This is a genomic window from Bacillus sp. HMF5848, assembly GCF_003944835.1.
In the GTDB taxonomy this organism is placed as follows: domain Bacteria; phylum Bacillota; class Bacilli; order Bacillales; family HMF5848; genus HMF5848.
Map to the genome: position 1 here is coordinate 4,193,622 of NZ_RWIV01000001.1, position 14,167 is coordinate 4,207,788.

The following is a 14,167-nucleotide window of genomic DNA, read 5'->3' on the forward strand; positions in this document are numbered from 1 at the left end:
ACCTCCAGAGATTATATCGTATACTCCAATCATATGGAGGAGGACAAGCTTTTATGACTACTTGTATACGATATCATCCTTAAGCGTATTAATCTTGTTCAACACATGATTCCTGTCCTCTTCGCTTACTCCGAAATGCGCTAAAGCCTCATTCAAGTGCTTTGCTATCGACTCAAAGTTTTCTGGCTGGATATTCATCCCTGCATGTGCCTTCGCCATCGATGCACCAGAATATTGGTTCGGCCCTCCTACAGCAAAGCTAAGAAACTTTGTTTGATGCTCACGCTGCTTGTCCATATCCGTATGTTCAAAAAATTGGTTAATTTCCTCATCCTCTAACACGAGGTCGGTGTAAAAATAATCGACCACCTTTGCAATACCTTCTTTTCCACCTAATTTTTCATACAAGTTTTGCTCAGACATAATCGGCCACTCCTTTTAGAAATCTTTCACAAAACGTATTATGTCCCAAATAAACGAAAAGAAGTCTATATGTGGAAGTCTAATTTTCAATTCTTTGTGAAAAAACTACCGGGATAAACAAAAGGTAGTCCCTCCTCGTTTGCCAGTCTATGCTTTTTTTGCGCAAAACAAAAAGAAGTCAGAGTCTATACCCCAACTTCTTAAATATGTTATGCGTTCATATCTGAGACTTTTGCCGAGAATGGTACTACATTGTTGTTTTCGGTTACACGTTCAATATCAGCACCAAGGGCACGCAATTTTTCGTGTAAATCTACGTAGCCGCGATCAATGTGCTTTAGTTCTGTTACACGCGTGTAGCCTTCAGCGACTAAGCCTGCTAAAATAAGGGCTGCACCGGCACGTAAATCTGTTGCTGCTACTTCTGCTGCTTGAAGTTCTACCGGTCCGTTAATAATAACAGAGCGGCCTTCGATTTTGATATCACCGTTCATACGACGAAATTCTTCTACATGCATGAAACGATTTTCGAAAACTGTTTCCGTAATCATACTTGTTCCATTGGCTGTTAACAGTAACGCCATCATTTGCGATTGCATATCAGTTGGGAAACCAGGGTGAGGCATTGTTTTTATGTCAACAGCCTTTAAGTGCTTAGGACCAATGACACGTAAACCTTCCTCTTCTTCACTAATTGTTACACCCATTTCTTCCATTTTGGCGATGAGTGAGCTTAAATGCTCTGGTACGGCACCTTTTACTAGTACATCTCCACCTGTAATGGCTGCAGCTGTCATAAATGTACCTGCTTCAATACGGTCAGGTATAATCGTATGCTCGCATCCATATAATGTATCGACGCCTTCTATGCGAATAGTACCAGTACCGGCACCTCGGACTTTAGCACCCATCTTGTTTAAGAAGTTTGCTAAGTCCACGATTTCTGGCTCTTTTGCAACGTTCTCTAGAATAGTCGTACCATCAGCTAAGGCAGCGGCCATCATAATATTCTCTGTCGCACCTACACTAGGGAAATCAAGATAAATCTTTGCCCCTTGTAAGCGTCCGTTCACTTCTGCGTCAATATAACCATTTCCGACCTTAACCTTCGCACCCATCGCTTCAAAGCCTTTTAAATGCTGATCTATCGGGCGTGATCCAATTGCACATCCACCTGGTAGCGCAATTCTTGCACGACCAACGCGCGCAAGTAAGGATCCCATAACAAGCACTGATGCTCTCATTTTTCTTACATATTCAAATGGCGCTTCTGTATGTGGCTCTCTTGATGCATCTATCGTTATTGTATTATTGTTGAAGACGACTTCTGCGTTTAAATGACGTAGTACCTCGTTAATGGTAAATACATCGGAGAGAGCTGGTACATCATGAATCGTACATTTACCGTCACTTGCTAATAATGATGCAGCGATAACAGGCAATACAGCATTTTTGGCACCTTCAACCTTTACGGTACCAACTAACCTTTTTCCGCCGCGGACAATGATTTTTTCCAAAGGTATTCCCCTCCGCGTCAAATTCTCTACATTTTATTAATATTCAATTGTTAGGATAGGTGTGCCTGCGACCACAACAATGTCGCCACCTTCTTGAGCTCGCAAAGCAAGCTGCAAGTTCATTTGCTTATTGTTTTTCGTGGGGATGGTCTGTTTCCACATTTCAGTATATGCAGAGATAGACAGAAGTGTCTCTTCATCCAACATCTCAACAGGCTGAGCCTGAAATTCTTTAAGTAGGCGATTCGCATTATTTTTCAAAACACTTTTCATATTACCACTCTGTATGCCTTTCATACAAGAGAAATTTGTGGTATTTTCTTGAAATATGTCGATTTTTCTGTTATGAAAAATAGTCTGAAAGTCCCTCCAGATTTGAGAAGTCCACTTTGAACCCTTCATCTCATAAAATACATAGGATTTTTTAGAGTGGTTTTCTTGTACTATTTGAATTGTCTCTGTTATGGAGTGTGTTGAGGGGTGAACATAAACGCCTACCGCTTTTGTCACATCATGATTTTTTTCAACTGTCCACGTAAAAGCTTCTGCAGCTTGCTGAATGCGTAATAGGTCCTCGTTAAAAGTCGCACTTTCTAATTGCGGGGCTTTTGTGTATAAAGACCAATCCGTAATTGTAATGTTGTTGCGTTCATAAATATTCGCTATTGTTTCTAGTTCTGTTTCTTGCATGCTCTTTTCCATAAGTTCCCCAGAAAATAGCGTACTCGCTAGCAAGATTATTGATAAAATTCCCATGTAAATTGTGTGCAATGCCGCCACTCCTCTCCTTACTAACATTGTTGCCAGATAGAAAGGCGGCATACGTGGAAAAACTTATAAATACATCGTCGTTTCCCGACAAAATTTTTACTATATAATTCGTTGAAGTATTTCCTTTTTTGACCGTAGAAATTAAAAAAATTAAAACAATCAATTTGTGGTAAAAATAACAGAACCGTATTTTTGCAAATATACAACGGAGCTATTCACACTTTCTCACTGTGAGAGATCAATTGAACACAGCAAACACCACAGCCTTGTATATGAGAGACAACAAGTTTCAGGATGTCACACGTGTTGTATCTTCAAATTCTTAGTACCCTACCATTTATTGTACAAACATACTTGGTAGTTGCTGTGACCAAAGAAAATAATCAAGAAAGAAATTACTCACACTTGATCCGATAGCAACTGTTAACAGTATGTATAACAGTCTTGCTTGCATGATACGATTGGCTTTAATAAATTTTTCAAGCTGCACACCTTGAAGTGCATACCAAGTAATTACAATAAAAAATAAATGAGACATCAGGCTAATGACCGCAAATTGGCTATAGCTTGGTAATAAGTCCATTCTAACCATCCTTGTCTTAGTTTTAGTAAATTAGATAGTATGAATTTTTGAACTTAGATTACGGTTTAGCTCCAGTGTCTAACGAGTCTTCTAAGCATAAGCTTCAAAAAATGTTTGACGTCAACGATTTTAAATAATGATGCTTTCGCAATAAAATTGCTTCAGCGTAACATCGTTAGACGGGTGCTTCCACTTTTCTAAGTGTAAAGGTAATTGCCATAAAAAAGAAGAGGTAATTCATACCTCTTCATTATAAGTGCCTATTGAAAGAAATCAACAAATCCGTTGAAGCTATTGTTAAAAAAGTCAATGGCTATGTTAGGTAGGAATCCAAATAAGACGGTGCCTACTACACAAATCACCACAACAATGGCTATTTCAACAGGCAATTTAATGGTCTCTTCATTTGATGACCTGCGGAAAAACATTTGTGTCATAACATTAAAGTAGAAAAAATATGATACTACCGTCGTTGCAAGCATGATACTCGCTAATACATAATGTGCTGGCTCGACCATAAGTGCACCTAGGAAAATGTTCAACTTTCCAATAAAACCAGCCGTACCAGGTATCCCTGCTAACGATAGAATGAATACACCCATAGCAACTGCTATAAGAGGGGCGCGTTGATACAAGCCGGCAAATGAAGCGATATCTTCAGAGCCTGTTTTTTGTACTATCACTTGTAAAATGGCGAAAACGCCGAGATTCATTAATAAGTAAGCCACTAGGTAAAACCAAATTGCATCTACTAATAATGGTGAAAATACAGCAAACGCAACTAATAAGTAACCAGCATGCGCGATACTTGAATATGCGAGCATTCTTTTTACATTTCGTTGGCGTAATGCGATAGTATTCCCAACAATCATGGTCGCTGCTGCTAGCCATACAATATAATCCTGCATGGCAAATAACATGGATAGTTGCTGCCCACCTTCAGCTGGTGTACGCCCAAAAATGTATAGCATGAAGCGTAATACAATAACAAATCCAGCTGCCTTGGAAACAACACTCAAAAAGGCCGTAACTGGTGTTGGTGCCCCTTGGTATACATCTGGCGCCCACATATGAAATGGCACCGTCGCTAGCTTAAACGATAACCCGACTAGTATTAGTAAAAATGCGATTGACAATAAATATTGAATGTTTGCTTGATTAACTGTTGATAAGCTTAGTGCAATTTGCTTTAAGTTCGTTGTGCCCGTTAATCCATACACATAACTTAAACCAAATAACATAATAGCTGTTGATATACCACCATTAATAACATATTTCATCGCTGCTTCATTAGACTGTTTATTTGTTTTTCTAATACCAGCTAAAATATATGACGACAGTGATAACAACTCAAGACCAACAAACAATGTGATGATGTCCCCACTTGATGTCATCATCATCGCACCAAGAAGTGCTGTTAGCAGTAAGTAATAAAACTCTCCGCGGTGGCGAATGCCATCCTCTGGCTCATAGTGAGAAGCCATTAAGAGCACTAACCCCGTACCGACTAATAAAATTAACTTAAACGCTTTAGCAAACGAATCTAAGCGAAATGTTTCATTTAAAATAACGGTGACCTCTTTGTCTAGTAAGCCAATAAGAGAGACTAGCGCAAGCAATACACCGGTTAAAGCGATCCATACTAACGGTCGGCGGCTCGCTTTATTTGGCATAAATAAGTCAATGAGGGAGAGAATGGTTGCCACACCTAATATAATAAATTCTGGTGTCATTACACCCCATTCATAGCTAAGTAATGTTTGCAAATCCATCGTCTCACCCCCCTATTCCTAACATGATAGTTTCAAGCGTAAGTTGAAGCACATTTGTTAAAATATTTGGATACACACCAATTAGAACTATCAACCCTAACAGAACAATAACAGGAATAAACTCTAATCGCTTTATTTCTGTTGCTTTAATATACGGGTTGTTCTCTTTACCAAAAGTGATGCTTAACACGGCACGCAATAAGTACACAGCTGTCATAATAATGCCAATTGCCCCAATAGCAGCAAGAACAGGCATCGATTTAAACAAGCCTAGGAATGCCATAAATTCACTAACAAACCCTGACATCCCTGGTAAACCAAGAGACGCCATCGCTCCCGCTAAAAGGAAGCCTGCTGTTAACGGCATCACCTTCGCTAATCCACCAAGGTGATCTAGGCTAGTTGTATCTGTTCTTTCGTAAATAACACTCACTAAGAAGAACAGCAATGCTGCGATCAATCCATGTGATACCGCTTGGAATATCGCACCTTGAACGCCCGCCTCGTTCATAGCCCCTAATCCGATTAACACAATTCCCATATGAGAGATGGAAGAATAAGCAAGGACCATTTTAAAGTCATCCTGGATAAATGCTAAAAACGCACCGTACAGTAGGTTAATAACACCGAGAATTGCTAATAATACGGCTAACTGCTTGTATTGCTCCGGGAACAAGCCCATCCCAAAACGAATCAACCCGTACGCTCCAATTTTTAAAAGGACACCAGCATGAAGCATAACGATGGACGGTGGCGCCTGTACGTGCACACGTAGCATCCATGTATGCAATGGGAAGATTGGTAGCTTCACTCCAAAGGCTACCAATATCGCTAAAAAGGCACCTAGCATGAAGCCTTCACTTACCGGATATCGTAACACGGTGAATCCTTCAGCGAGCTTAGTTGCAAGTAAATCAATATTTGATGTACCAAACTTTGAAAACAACGTCATAATAACGATTAAAAGCACGGCTGAGCCTAGGCCATTATATATAAGATAGCTATACGCTGCCTTTTCTTTTTCAAAATAACCCCATTTACCAATTAAAAAGAACATCGGTACGAGGGTGATCTCAAGGAAAATAAAGAATAAAATTAAGTTTTCAGCAACAAACACACCAAGCATACCTATTTCAAGAAGAAAGAATAATAGAAAATATCCCTTCCACTCTTTTTTAATATGCATAGAGGCCACAGCTGCTAATGTTGAGAGAATAGCGGTTAAGAGAATCATGACTAGCGACAATCCATCTAGCCCTAATTCATAATCAATAGCAAAAAGTCGCTCTGACGTTAAGAGTTCACCAAAATGAATCCAGCCACGTGTTTCTGAAAACGTATCTAGCGATATACCAGACTGGTAAACAAAGAACGCATACAACGCCAGCACAAGAGCGGGAATGGTACCAGCAACACCAATAATTTTTATAAGACGTTGCTGATTTTTACTAACAAAAGCCAAAACTATCATACCTAATAAAGGGGAGAAAACAAGCAATGATAAAAAGTAAGATTCATTCATTAAAAGTACCCCCCTGTTAGCGCAAAGATAACAAGTAGGATGGCAAGACCAACAGCGACGACAGCCCCATAAGCCTGCACTTGCCCACTTTGTAGCTTCGATCCTATTTTGCCTATACCACGAACGGTAGCAGCTGTTGCTTCTGACAGCCCCTCTACTAGAAACTCATCAATATATTTTGCAAATATACTAATGATTCGTGTCGCTGAAACGATCGTAGCTTCATATATTTCATCTATGAAATACTTATTGTAAAGAATGCCGTACGTAATAGGTGTACCTGCGCTGAACCAATCTCGAGGAATCGATTTACGTGCATACATGAAGTATGCTAATGCAATTCCAGCTAACGACACTAACGTCGCGACAACCATAATCCACGCTGGCCCTTTTACATGTGCATGGCCTAAGGCTTCGTTGCCTGCTGTGAGCCAATCCCCTAAAAATGTACCAAACCATGGTGTGTTCACGTACCCAGCAAATATCGCTAGAACACCTAACACAATCATTGGTACCGTCATAGTAGCTGGTGATTCATGTACATTTGGTACGTTGCTGCGCATTTTCTCCCCTGCAAATACCATGAAGAACAATCTAAACATGTAAAATGCTGTGAAGAATGCTGCCACAACAGCAATCCAGAATAGTACATAATTACCGTGGTCCCAAGCAGCAAGTAAGATTTCATCTTTACTAAAAAAACCTGAAAATAATGGCACACCACTAATGGCTAACGTACCGATTAAAAACAATGGCGCTGTAAAAGGTAGTTTCTTCCACAAACCACCCATATCTTCGATGTTTTGCGTATGAACCGCATGAATGACACTACCAGCTGCTAGGAACAATAATGCTTTAAAGAAAGCATGTGTCATTAAATGAAAGACACCTGCCACATATCCTGCTGATCCAAGCGCTAGCATCATATAGCCAAGCTGACTAACAGTTGAGTATGCCAGGACACGCTTAATGTCTGTTTGTACTGTACCGATTGTTGCTGCAAAAATAGCGGTTACGCCACCGACTATTGCTACTGTTAAAAGAGCTGTTTCACTCGCTGTAAATAGTGGGAATAACGCTGCCACTAAGTACACACCTGCTGCAACCATCGTAGCAGCATGGATAAGTGCTGAAACTGGTGTCGGACCTTCCATCGCGTCCGGTAACCATGTGTGAAGTGGAAATTGACCTGATTTCCCAACCGCACCGACAAATATTAAAATGGCTGTTAATGTGATTATACCGGCTGGGACAGATCCCGCTTCTACAGCAGCAAAGATTTCATCGTATTCAAAGCTACCGACTTGCCAAAATAGTAATATCATACCTATGAATAAGCCGACGTCCCCGATACGAGTCATAATAAATGCCTTTTTAGCAGCCGCTCTAGCTTCAGACTTGAAAAAGTAGAAACCAATTAATAAAAATGAGCCTAAACCTACAAGCTCCCAAAATATGTACGTTTGCAGCAAATTAGGCGAAAGCACTAATCCGAGCATCGCAAATGTAAACAATCCTAAATACGCATAAAATACTGAAAATCTTTCATCACCTTGCATATAGCCTTTTGAGTATGTATGAACTAAAAAGCTTACAAGCGAAACAATAACAAGCATTAATGCGTTCAGTTGGTTAACCTCAAAACCCGCTGTAAGTGACATATCCCCGATTGTTAACCATGTGCCTTCTGCTTTGTATGTTGGTGCTGTAAATCGTTCTATGAGCACTAACACCGAATATACTAACGAAACAAATGTTAAGATAATTCCCACGTAAGCACTTGCTTCTTTCATTCGTTTTCCGAAGAGTAGAAGGAACAAAAACGAGACGAGCGGGAATAGCGGTATGATCCATGCATTTTCCATCATAGTATCACGATCCCCTTTTTTAAAATAAGAAAGTGTTCATTCCATTTCCTATTTGTGTTTTAATGTTTGAGTGAATCCATCTCATCGATGTTGACCGTTTTACGATTACGATATAATGCCATTAAAATAGCTAGTCCTACAGCTGCCTCGGCCGCTGCGATCGCTATCGTAAATAATGAAAATACCTGCCCTGTTATGTTTGGGTTAATGCCGTATTTACTAAAAGCTACTAGATTAATATTTACAGCATTTAGCATAAGCTCGATGGAAATAAGGACAATAACCGTATTTCGCTTCGTAAGTGCTCCATATAATCCAATGCAAAATAAAATGAGTGCTAAGACGAGATAGGCTGATACTGGAATCGTACTCATTTATCGTTCGCCTCCTCGTCTTCATCCTTTTTCGCTAATACAATGGCTCCGACTAATGCTACTAACAAAACGACTGATACAAGTTCGAACGGAATGACATATTGTGAGTACAGCATAATACCAATTTGCTCTGTATTATTTTCATGCAACGTAGTAGCTTGCTGTCCGAGCTGCAGGTCGTAAATGCCGAAATATATCGTAAGAGCAAACGCCACAATACTTACAAATACTAATACTTTCCGAACAATACCAGCCTTCGATTCACTCGTATCATCATGACGTGTTAGCATAATGCCAAATAGCATAATAATGGTAATGGCTCCAGAGTAAATCAAAATTTGCACAGCTGCTACGAACTCCGCTGATAAGAGGACGTAGAGCCCTGCGATGCTTACAAACGTAAACACGAGGGCCACAACCATGTGCACAACCTTCGTTAAGTTAATTAGCATTACGCCACCGGAGATTGCAACGAGCGCCATAATGAGAAACGCTAAAAATTCCCCTGAAAAGCTCATGCTTTATTCTCCTTTCTGACGTTTGTATCATTCTCATCTAGCCATTCTAGATTTTTAAATAAATCATCTCGGCTATACTCAGCTAACTCAAAATTGTTCGTCATGACAATTGCTTCTGTAGGACAAACCTCTGTACATAAATCACATAAAATACAAATCTCAAAATTAATGTCATATGTGTCAATGATTTTTCCTTTTTTCGTTGGGTCTGGATGCTTTTTCCCCGTTAGTTGAATACAATCAGTTGGGCAAATATTGGCACATTGATTACATACGATACATTTTTCAGGATAAAACTTTTGAATTCCTCTAAATCTATCTGGTAACGGTAGTGGCTCATTCGGATAATCATACGTTACTTTTTTCTTTGACAAGCTTTGCAATGTATACTTTAACCCTTTTGCTAAACCGAGCATGTTGTCACCCCTTTGTTAAGTGGATAGCGAAGCTGACTGTAATCGCTTAAAAAAAAGCGAGCGCAATGTAGCGAAAATCAACAACAAAGTTTAACAGAGCTTATTTTTAAAAGAAATACTCAATTAGCTCTTTTAATATAGCTGTCACAAATATGTTGGCTAACGCAATTGGCAATAGTACCTTCCAGCCAAACTCCATTAATTGATCCGCGCGAATACGTGGAAATGTAACGCGGAACCATATTAAGATAAACACAACTAGCGAGAATTTTAAGGCGAACCAAATCGCACCTGGTATAAACCCTAAAAATGGTAGCGGCAACCATCCACCTAAAAATAGTACGGTGGTAAGTGATGCCATCGCAAAGAAGTACACATACTCTGACAGCATATAAAACGCCCAGCGGAAACCAGAGTATTCAACATGATACCCAGCGACTAATTCAGATTCAGCCTCTGGCAAGTCGAATGGTGTTCTATTCAATTCTGCCACTGAGGCAATAAGGAATATTACGAATCCAACCGGCTGTGTAATGATAAACCAGAAATTTTGCTGCGCGTTTACGATATCATTCAGATTTAAACTACCTGCTAATAAAATTACCCCAAGTACAGACATAACGAGAGGAATTTCATATGAAATCATTTGAGCTGCTGCACGCATTCCACCGAGTAACGCATATTTGTTATTTGATGCCCAGCCCCCTGTTACTACCCCGATGGTAGTTAAACCAGAGATAGCAATGTAATACAGCAAGCCTACACCAATGTCAGCAAATTGAAAGGCATCGGTAAAAGGCATAGTAGCTAGCACCATAAACGCGGGTGCGAAGGCAATAACAGGTGCTAATATGAATAACGGCCTATCAGCTAGCTTTGGAATCGTATCTTCTTTTAAAAGAAGCTTTAATACGTCCGCCACTGTTTGTAAAAGTCCCCAACGGCCACCAACCTGATTCGGCCCTATGCGCCCTTGCATAAATCCCATAACTTTACGTTCAGCTAGGATTCCATATGTAACAAACCCTAACACAACCATTAAAAGCGCAACACCTAGCGCAAAAAATATAGCAAGGTTTAAGTAGCTCGGAGTGGATTGAAGTAACTCATTCATCATTATCCATCAACCTCCCCAAGTACAATATCAATGGCACCTAATATCGCTATTAAGTTAGCCATATTCTCGCCCTCAAGCAGCTTAGGGAGTATTTGCAAATTGTAGAAAGAAGGGCGTCTAAACTTCATGCGGTACGGCTCTTTTTTGCCATCACTAGCAATATAACAACCTATTTCTCCACGAGGTGATTCTATGCGTACGAACGCTTCCCCTTTAGGAGCCTTAATAATTTTAGGTACTTTTGCCATAAAGTCGCCTTCAGTAGGAAACTGAGCGACCGCTTGCTCGATTATTTTTAATGATTCTTCAATTTCTTGCATGCGACACTCATATCGTGCCCATGCATCTCCTTCTGTGCGAACAGGTACGTCAAAGTCAAAACGATCATAGATAGAATATGGCTCATCTTTACGTAAATCCCATTTCACACCTGTACAACGAAGGTTTGCACCGCTTAGTGAGTATGCTAAAGCATCTTCCTTCGAATACTTACCCACGCCTTTAACACGGTTCATAAAGATTTCATTACCTGTTACTAACTCATGATAGCCTTCAAGCTGCTTACGCATGTATGGAACAAAATCCCGTACTTTTTCAATCCAACCATCTGGTGCATCCCATTTCACACCGCCAACACGCATATAGTTGAACGTTAGGCGCGCACCACTCAGCTCGTTTAAAAGATTAATAATCATTTCTCTCTCACGAAACGCATATAAGAATGGACTCACCGCACCAATATCTAGTAAATATGTACCCCACCAAACAAGGTGACTTGCTACACGGCCAAGCTCCATTGCAAGAACTCTTAAATATTCCGCGCGCTCTGGGATTTGTAAGTCCATCATTGTTTCTACCGCATGACATATAACGTAGTTATTTGTCATTGCCGATAAGTAATCCAATCGATCTGTATACGGAATGATTTGTGTGTATTGTAAATCTTCCGCTAACTTTTCCGTACCGCGATGAAGATACCCTATAACTGGTGTAGCTTCTTTAATTATTTCCCCATCGATTTTGATAACAAGTCGGAACACACCATGTGTACTAGGATGTTGTGGCCCTACATTTAACAGCATTTCCTCCGTGCGAATCATATGCTACACCTCCACATCGTAAGGTTCATAGTCTTTGCGTAGCGGGTGACCTACCCATTCATCTGACAGCATAATCCGCGTTAAGTTAGGATGATTTGTAAAGTGAATGCCTAGTAGGTCATAGGCTTCACGTTCCGGCCAATCAGCACCCTTCCAGAGCGGTTCTAATGACTGGATCGTTGGTTTATCACGTTCAATCTTTACTTTTAAAGCAACAGATTGTTTATTTTTATAAGAATATAAGTGCACATACACTTCCATGTGTGTTTCAAAGTCCGTTCCGTGCAGTTCAGACAGATAATCAAAGCCAAGCTGTTCATTGTATTTAAGGAATTCTGCCACTTTAAAATACGTATCCGATTTAGCTACGAGAGTAGGTACATCTTTTGACAGTTTATTTATATATGAGTCTTCTAAAACATCTTCACCGAGATGCTCCGTTATAACTTTAATATATTTATCTAGATACGGCTGATTCGGTGATGGTTTCTCCGGCCCAGCAGTAGCGTCTGAAGTATTACTTTTTGCGGTCTTCGCCTTAGCTGCTGCTGCAGCGGCGGCTTTTGCTTTGGCAGCCGCAATAGCTTTCGCTTTTTCATCATCTGAACTAGCCGATGCACCTTGCTTAGCTTGTGCGGCCGCTTTCGCTTTCGCTGCGGCTGCTGCTTTTGCTTTCGCGGCTGCGGCAGCCTTTGCTTTTTCATCTGCTGATGATGACTCGCCTTCGCCTGACGCTTGTTGCTTTGCGAGGGCGGCAGCTTTCGCTTTCGCTGCGGCTGCTGCTTTTGCTTTCGCGGCTGCGGCAGCCTTTGCTTTTTCATCTGCTGATGATGACTCGCCTTCGCCTGACTCTTGTTGCTTTGCGAGGGCGGCCGCTTTCGCTTTCGCTGCGGCTGCTGCTTTTGCTTTTGCGGCTGCGACGGCCTTTGCTTTTTCATCTGCTGCACTACTTTGTGGTGTTTCTTCTATCTTTGAATCTGTCGATTTAGTATTATCTTCATTTTTAGTATCCATTTGAGAGGCTTCTGCTGCTTTTTGCTTTGCTAGTGCAGCGGCTTTTGCCTTTGCTGCAGCAGCAGCTTTCGCTTTCGCGGCTGCCTCCCTCTTCTGTTGCTCTAAATCTTTTTCGCTCATGGCCTACAGCACCTTCTTCCCTGTCTTGGCTTCATAGCGAATTTTCTCTTTTAATTTATTTATCCCATAAATAAGAGCCGCTGGGTTTGGTGGACACCCTGGGATATACACATCAACTGGAACTATCTGGTCCACACCTTTAACTACTGCATAAGACTTAACGTAAGGACCTCCAGCTGTTGCACATGACCCCATTGCAATTACCCATTTCGGCTCTGGCATTTGATCATACAGTCGACGAACAATAGGTGCCATTTTCTTTGTAACAGTACCAGACACAATCATGACATCAGATTGACGTGGCGATGTACGGAAAAAGGAACCAAATCGGTCTAAATCATAGTGCGATGAACCTACCCCCATCATTTCAATCGCACAGCAAGCAAGACCAAAGGTTAAAGGCCATAGTGAATTACTTCGCGCCCAAGCCTTCAACTGTTCTAGTGTCGACATAAACACATTTCGTTGTAGCTCTTCCATTTCTTCGGCTGTAATGTTATCCAGCTTTAAGACCATTTTAACACCTTCTTCTTCCAAGCATAGACTAAACCAATTACTAGCATTAATACAAATATTAACATCTCAATAAGGGCAAATAAGCCTAATTTATCATAAGCAACTGCCCATGGATACAGAAATACTGTCTCCACATCAAAAATGACAAATAATAATGCAAAGATATAGTATCTTACGTTAAATTGAACTCTTGAGTCATGAAACGGTTCAATCCCACTTTCGTAAGTAGTCTTTTTGGCATCGTTTGGTGCGTGCGGACGCAAAATTCGCCCTGCTGTCAATGCTACTAGTGGTAATAAAATACCGAGTGTAAGAAAGACAAATACGATAAGATAGTTGTTAAAATACTGGTTTAATTGTTCCATGCCGCCCCCTCCATTTGTTGTACCCTGACTTTTCTAAAAGATTGAAAGATTTAGTTTTGTAACCGATAACATTATAACACTTTTTTACAAGTAGTGTCGACTGAAAGGAGCCTTGGCCGACCTTAGTAGTTTTTTCAATAAATACATATATGTAGAGTGTTTTTATAATAT

15 protein-coding genes are annotated in these 14,167 nt (G+C 40.5%); all 15 read right to left on the minus strand.

The features are described from left to right. Window positions 1-57: 57 nt before the first annotated feature. Window positions 58-423: a group I truncated hemoglobin gene (locus EJF36_RS19705; RefSeq protein WP_125907934.1), complete on the minus strand. Its 366-nt coding sequence runs from the start codon at window positions 421-423 to the stop codon at window positions 58-60. A gap of 209 nt (window positions 424-632) precedes the next feature. Continuing rightward, window positions 633-1,940 carry a UDP-N-acetylglucosamine 1-carboxyvinyltransferase gene (gene murA, locus EJF36_RS19710; protein ID WP_125907935.1) on the minus strand — a complete coding sequence of 436 codons (1,308 nt, stop codon included), beginning with the start codon at window positions 1,938-1,940 and terminating at the stop codon, window positions 633-635. A 36-nt stretch (window positions 1,941-1,976) separates the two neighbouring features. Next, window positions 1,977-2,711, minus strand: coding sequence for a YwmB family TATA-box binding protein (locus EJF36_RS19715; RefSeq protein ID WP_185806983.1), 735 nt, complete (start codon window positions 2,709-2,711; stop codon window positions 1,977-1,979). 337 nt (window positions 2,712-3,048) lie between these two features. Then, the gene (locus EJF36_RS19720) at window positions 3,049-3,294 is read right to left on the minus strand and encodes a DUF1146 family protein (RefSeq protein WP_125907937.1); all 246 of its coding nucleotides are present in this window, start codon (window positions 3,292-3,294) and stop codon (window positions 3,049-3,051) included. Window positions 3,295-3,554: 260 nt separating this feature from the next. Then, complete coding sequence (gene nuoN, locus EJF36_RS19725; RefSeq protein WP_125907938.1) at window positions 3,555-5,066, minus strand: NADH-quinone oxidoreductase subunit NuoN; 1,512 nt, start codon at window positions 5,064-5,066, stop codon at window positions 3,555-3,557. Window positions 5,067-5,070: 4 nt separating this feature from the next. Beyond that, entirely contained in the window at window positions 5,071-6,588 is a 1,518-nt protein-coding gene (locus EJF36_RS19730; protein WP_125907939.1) for an NADH-quinone oxidoreductase subunit M, read from the minus strand. After that, entirely contained in the window at window positions 6,588-8,456 is a 1,869-nt protein-coding gene (gene nuoL, locus EJF36_RS19735) for an NADH-quinone oxidoreductase subunit L (RefSeq protein WP_125907940.1), read from the minus strand. Before nuoL ends, EJF36_RS19730 begins: the two co-directional genes overlap by 1 nt. A 59-nt stretch (window positions 8,457-8,515) precedes the next feature. After that, window positions 8,516-8,830, minus strand: coding sequence for an NADH-quinone oxidoreductase subunit NuoK (gene nuoK / locus EJF36_RS19740; protein WP_125907941.1), 315 nt, complete (start codon window positions 8,828-8,830; stop codon window positions 8,516-8,518). After that, complete coding sequence (locus EJF36_RS19745; RefSeq protein ID WP_125907942.1) at window positions 8,827-9,348, minus strand: NADH-quinone oxidoreductase subunit J; 522 nt, start codon at window positions 9,346-9,348, stop codon at window positions 8,827-8,829. The genes nuoK and EJF36_RS19745 overlap by 4 nt, the downstream gene beginning before the upstream one ends. Beyond that, complete coding sequence (gene nuoI / locus EJF36_RS19750; protein WP_125907943.1) at window positions 9,345-9,764, minus strand: NADH-quinone oxidoreductase subunit NuoI; 420 nt, start codon at window positions 9,762-9,764, stop codon at window positions 9,345-9,347. Before nuoI ends, EJF36_RS19745 begins: the two co-directional genes overlap by 4 nt. A gap of 106 nt (window positions 9,765-9,870) precedes the next feature. Continuing rightward, a complete protein-coding gene (gene nuoH / locus EJF36_RS19755) occupies window positions 9,871-10,881 on the minus strand; it encodes an NADH-quinone oxidoreductase subunit NuoH (RefSeq protein WP_125907944.1) in 1,011 nt (336 codons plus the stop codon). Next, on the minus strand, window positions 10,881-11,981 hold the full coding sequence (locus tag EJF36_RS19760; RefSeq protein WP_125907945.1) for an NADH-quinone oxidoreductase subunit D: 1,101 nt from the start codon (window positions 11,979-11,981) through the stop codon (window positions 10,881-10,883). Before EJF36_RS19760 ends, nuoH begins: the two co-directional genes overlap by 1 nt. 3 nt (window positions 11,982-11,984) lie before the next feature. Further along, a complete protein-coding gene (locus tag EJF36_RS19765) occupies window positions 11,985-13,115 on the minus strand; it encodes an NADH-quinone oxidoreductase subunit C (protein WP_125907946.1) in 1,131 nt (376 codons plus the stop codon). A 3-nt stretch (window positions 13,116-13,118) separates the two neighbouring features. Beyond that, window positions 13,119-13,631, minus strand: coding sequence for a NuoB/complex I 20 kDa subunit family protein (locus tag EJF36_RS19770; RefSeq protein ID WP_125907947.1), 513 nt, complete (start codon window positions 13,629-13,631; stop codon window positions 13,119-13,121). Further along, a complete protein-coding gene (locus tag EJF36_RS19775) occupies window positions 13,622-13,996 on the minus strand; it encodes an NADH-quinone oxidoreductase subunit A (protein ID WP_125907948.1) in 375 nt (124 codons plus the stop codon). Before EJF36_RS19775 ends, EJF36_RS19770 begins: the two co-directional genes overlap by 10 nt. Between the last annotated feature and the right edge of the window lie 171 nt (window positions 13,997-14,167).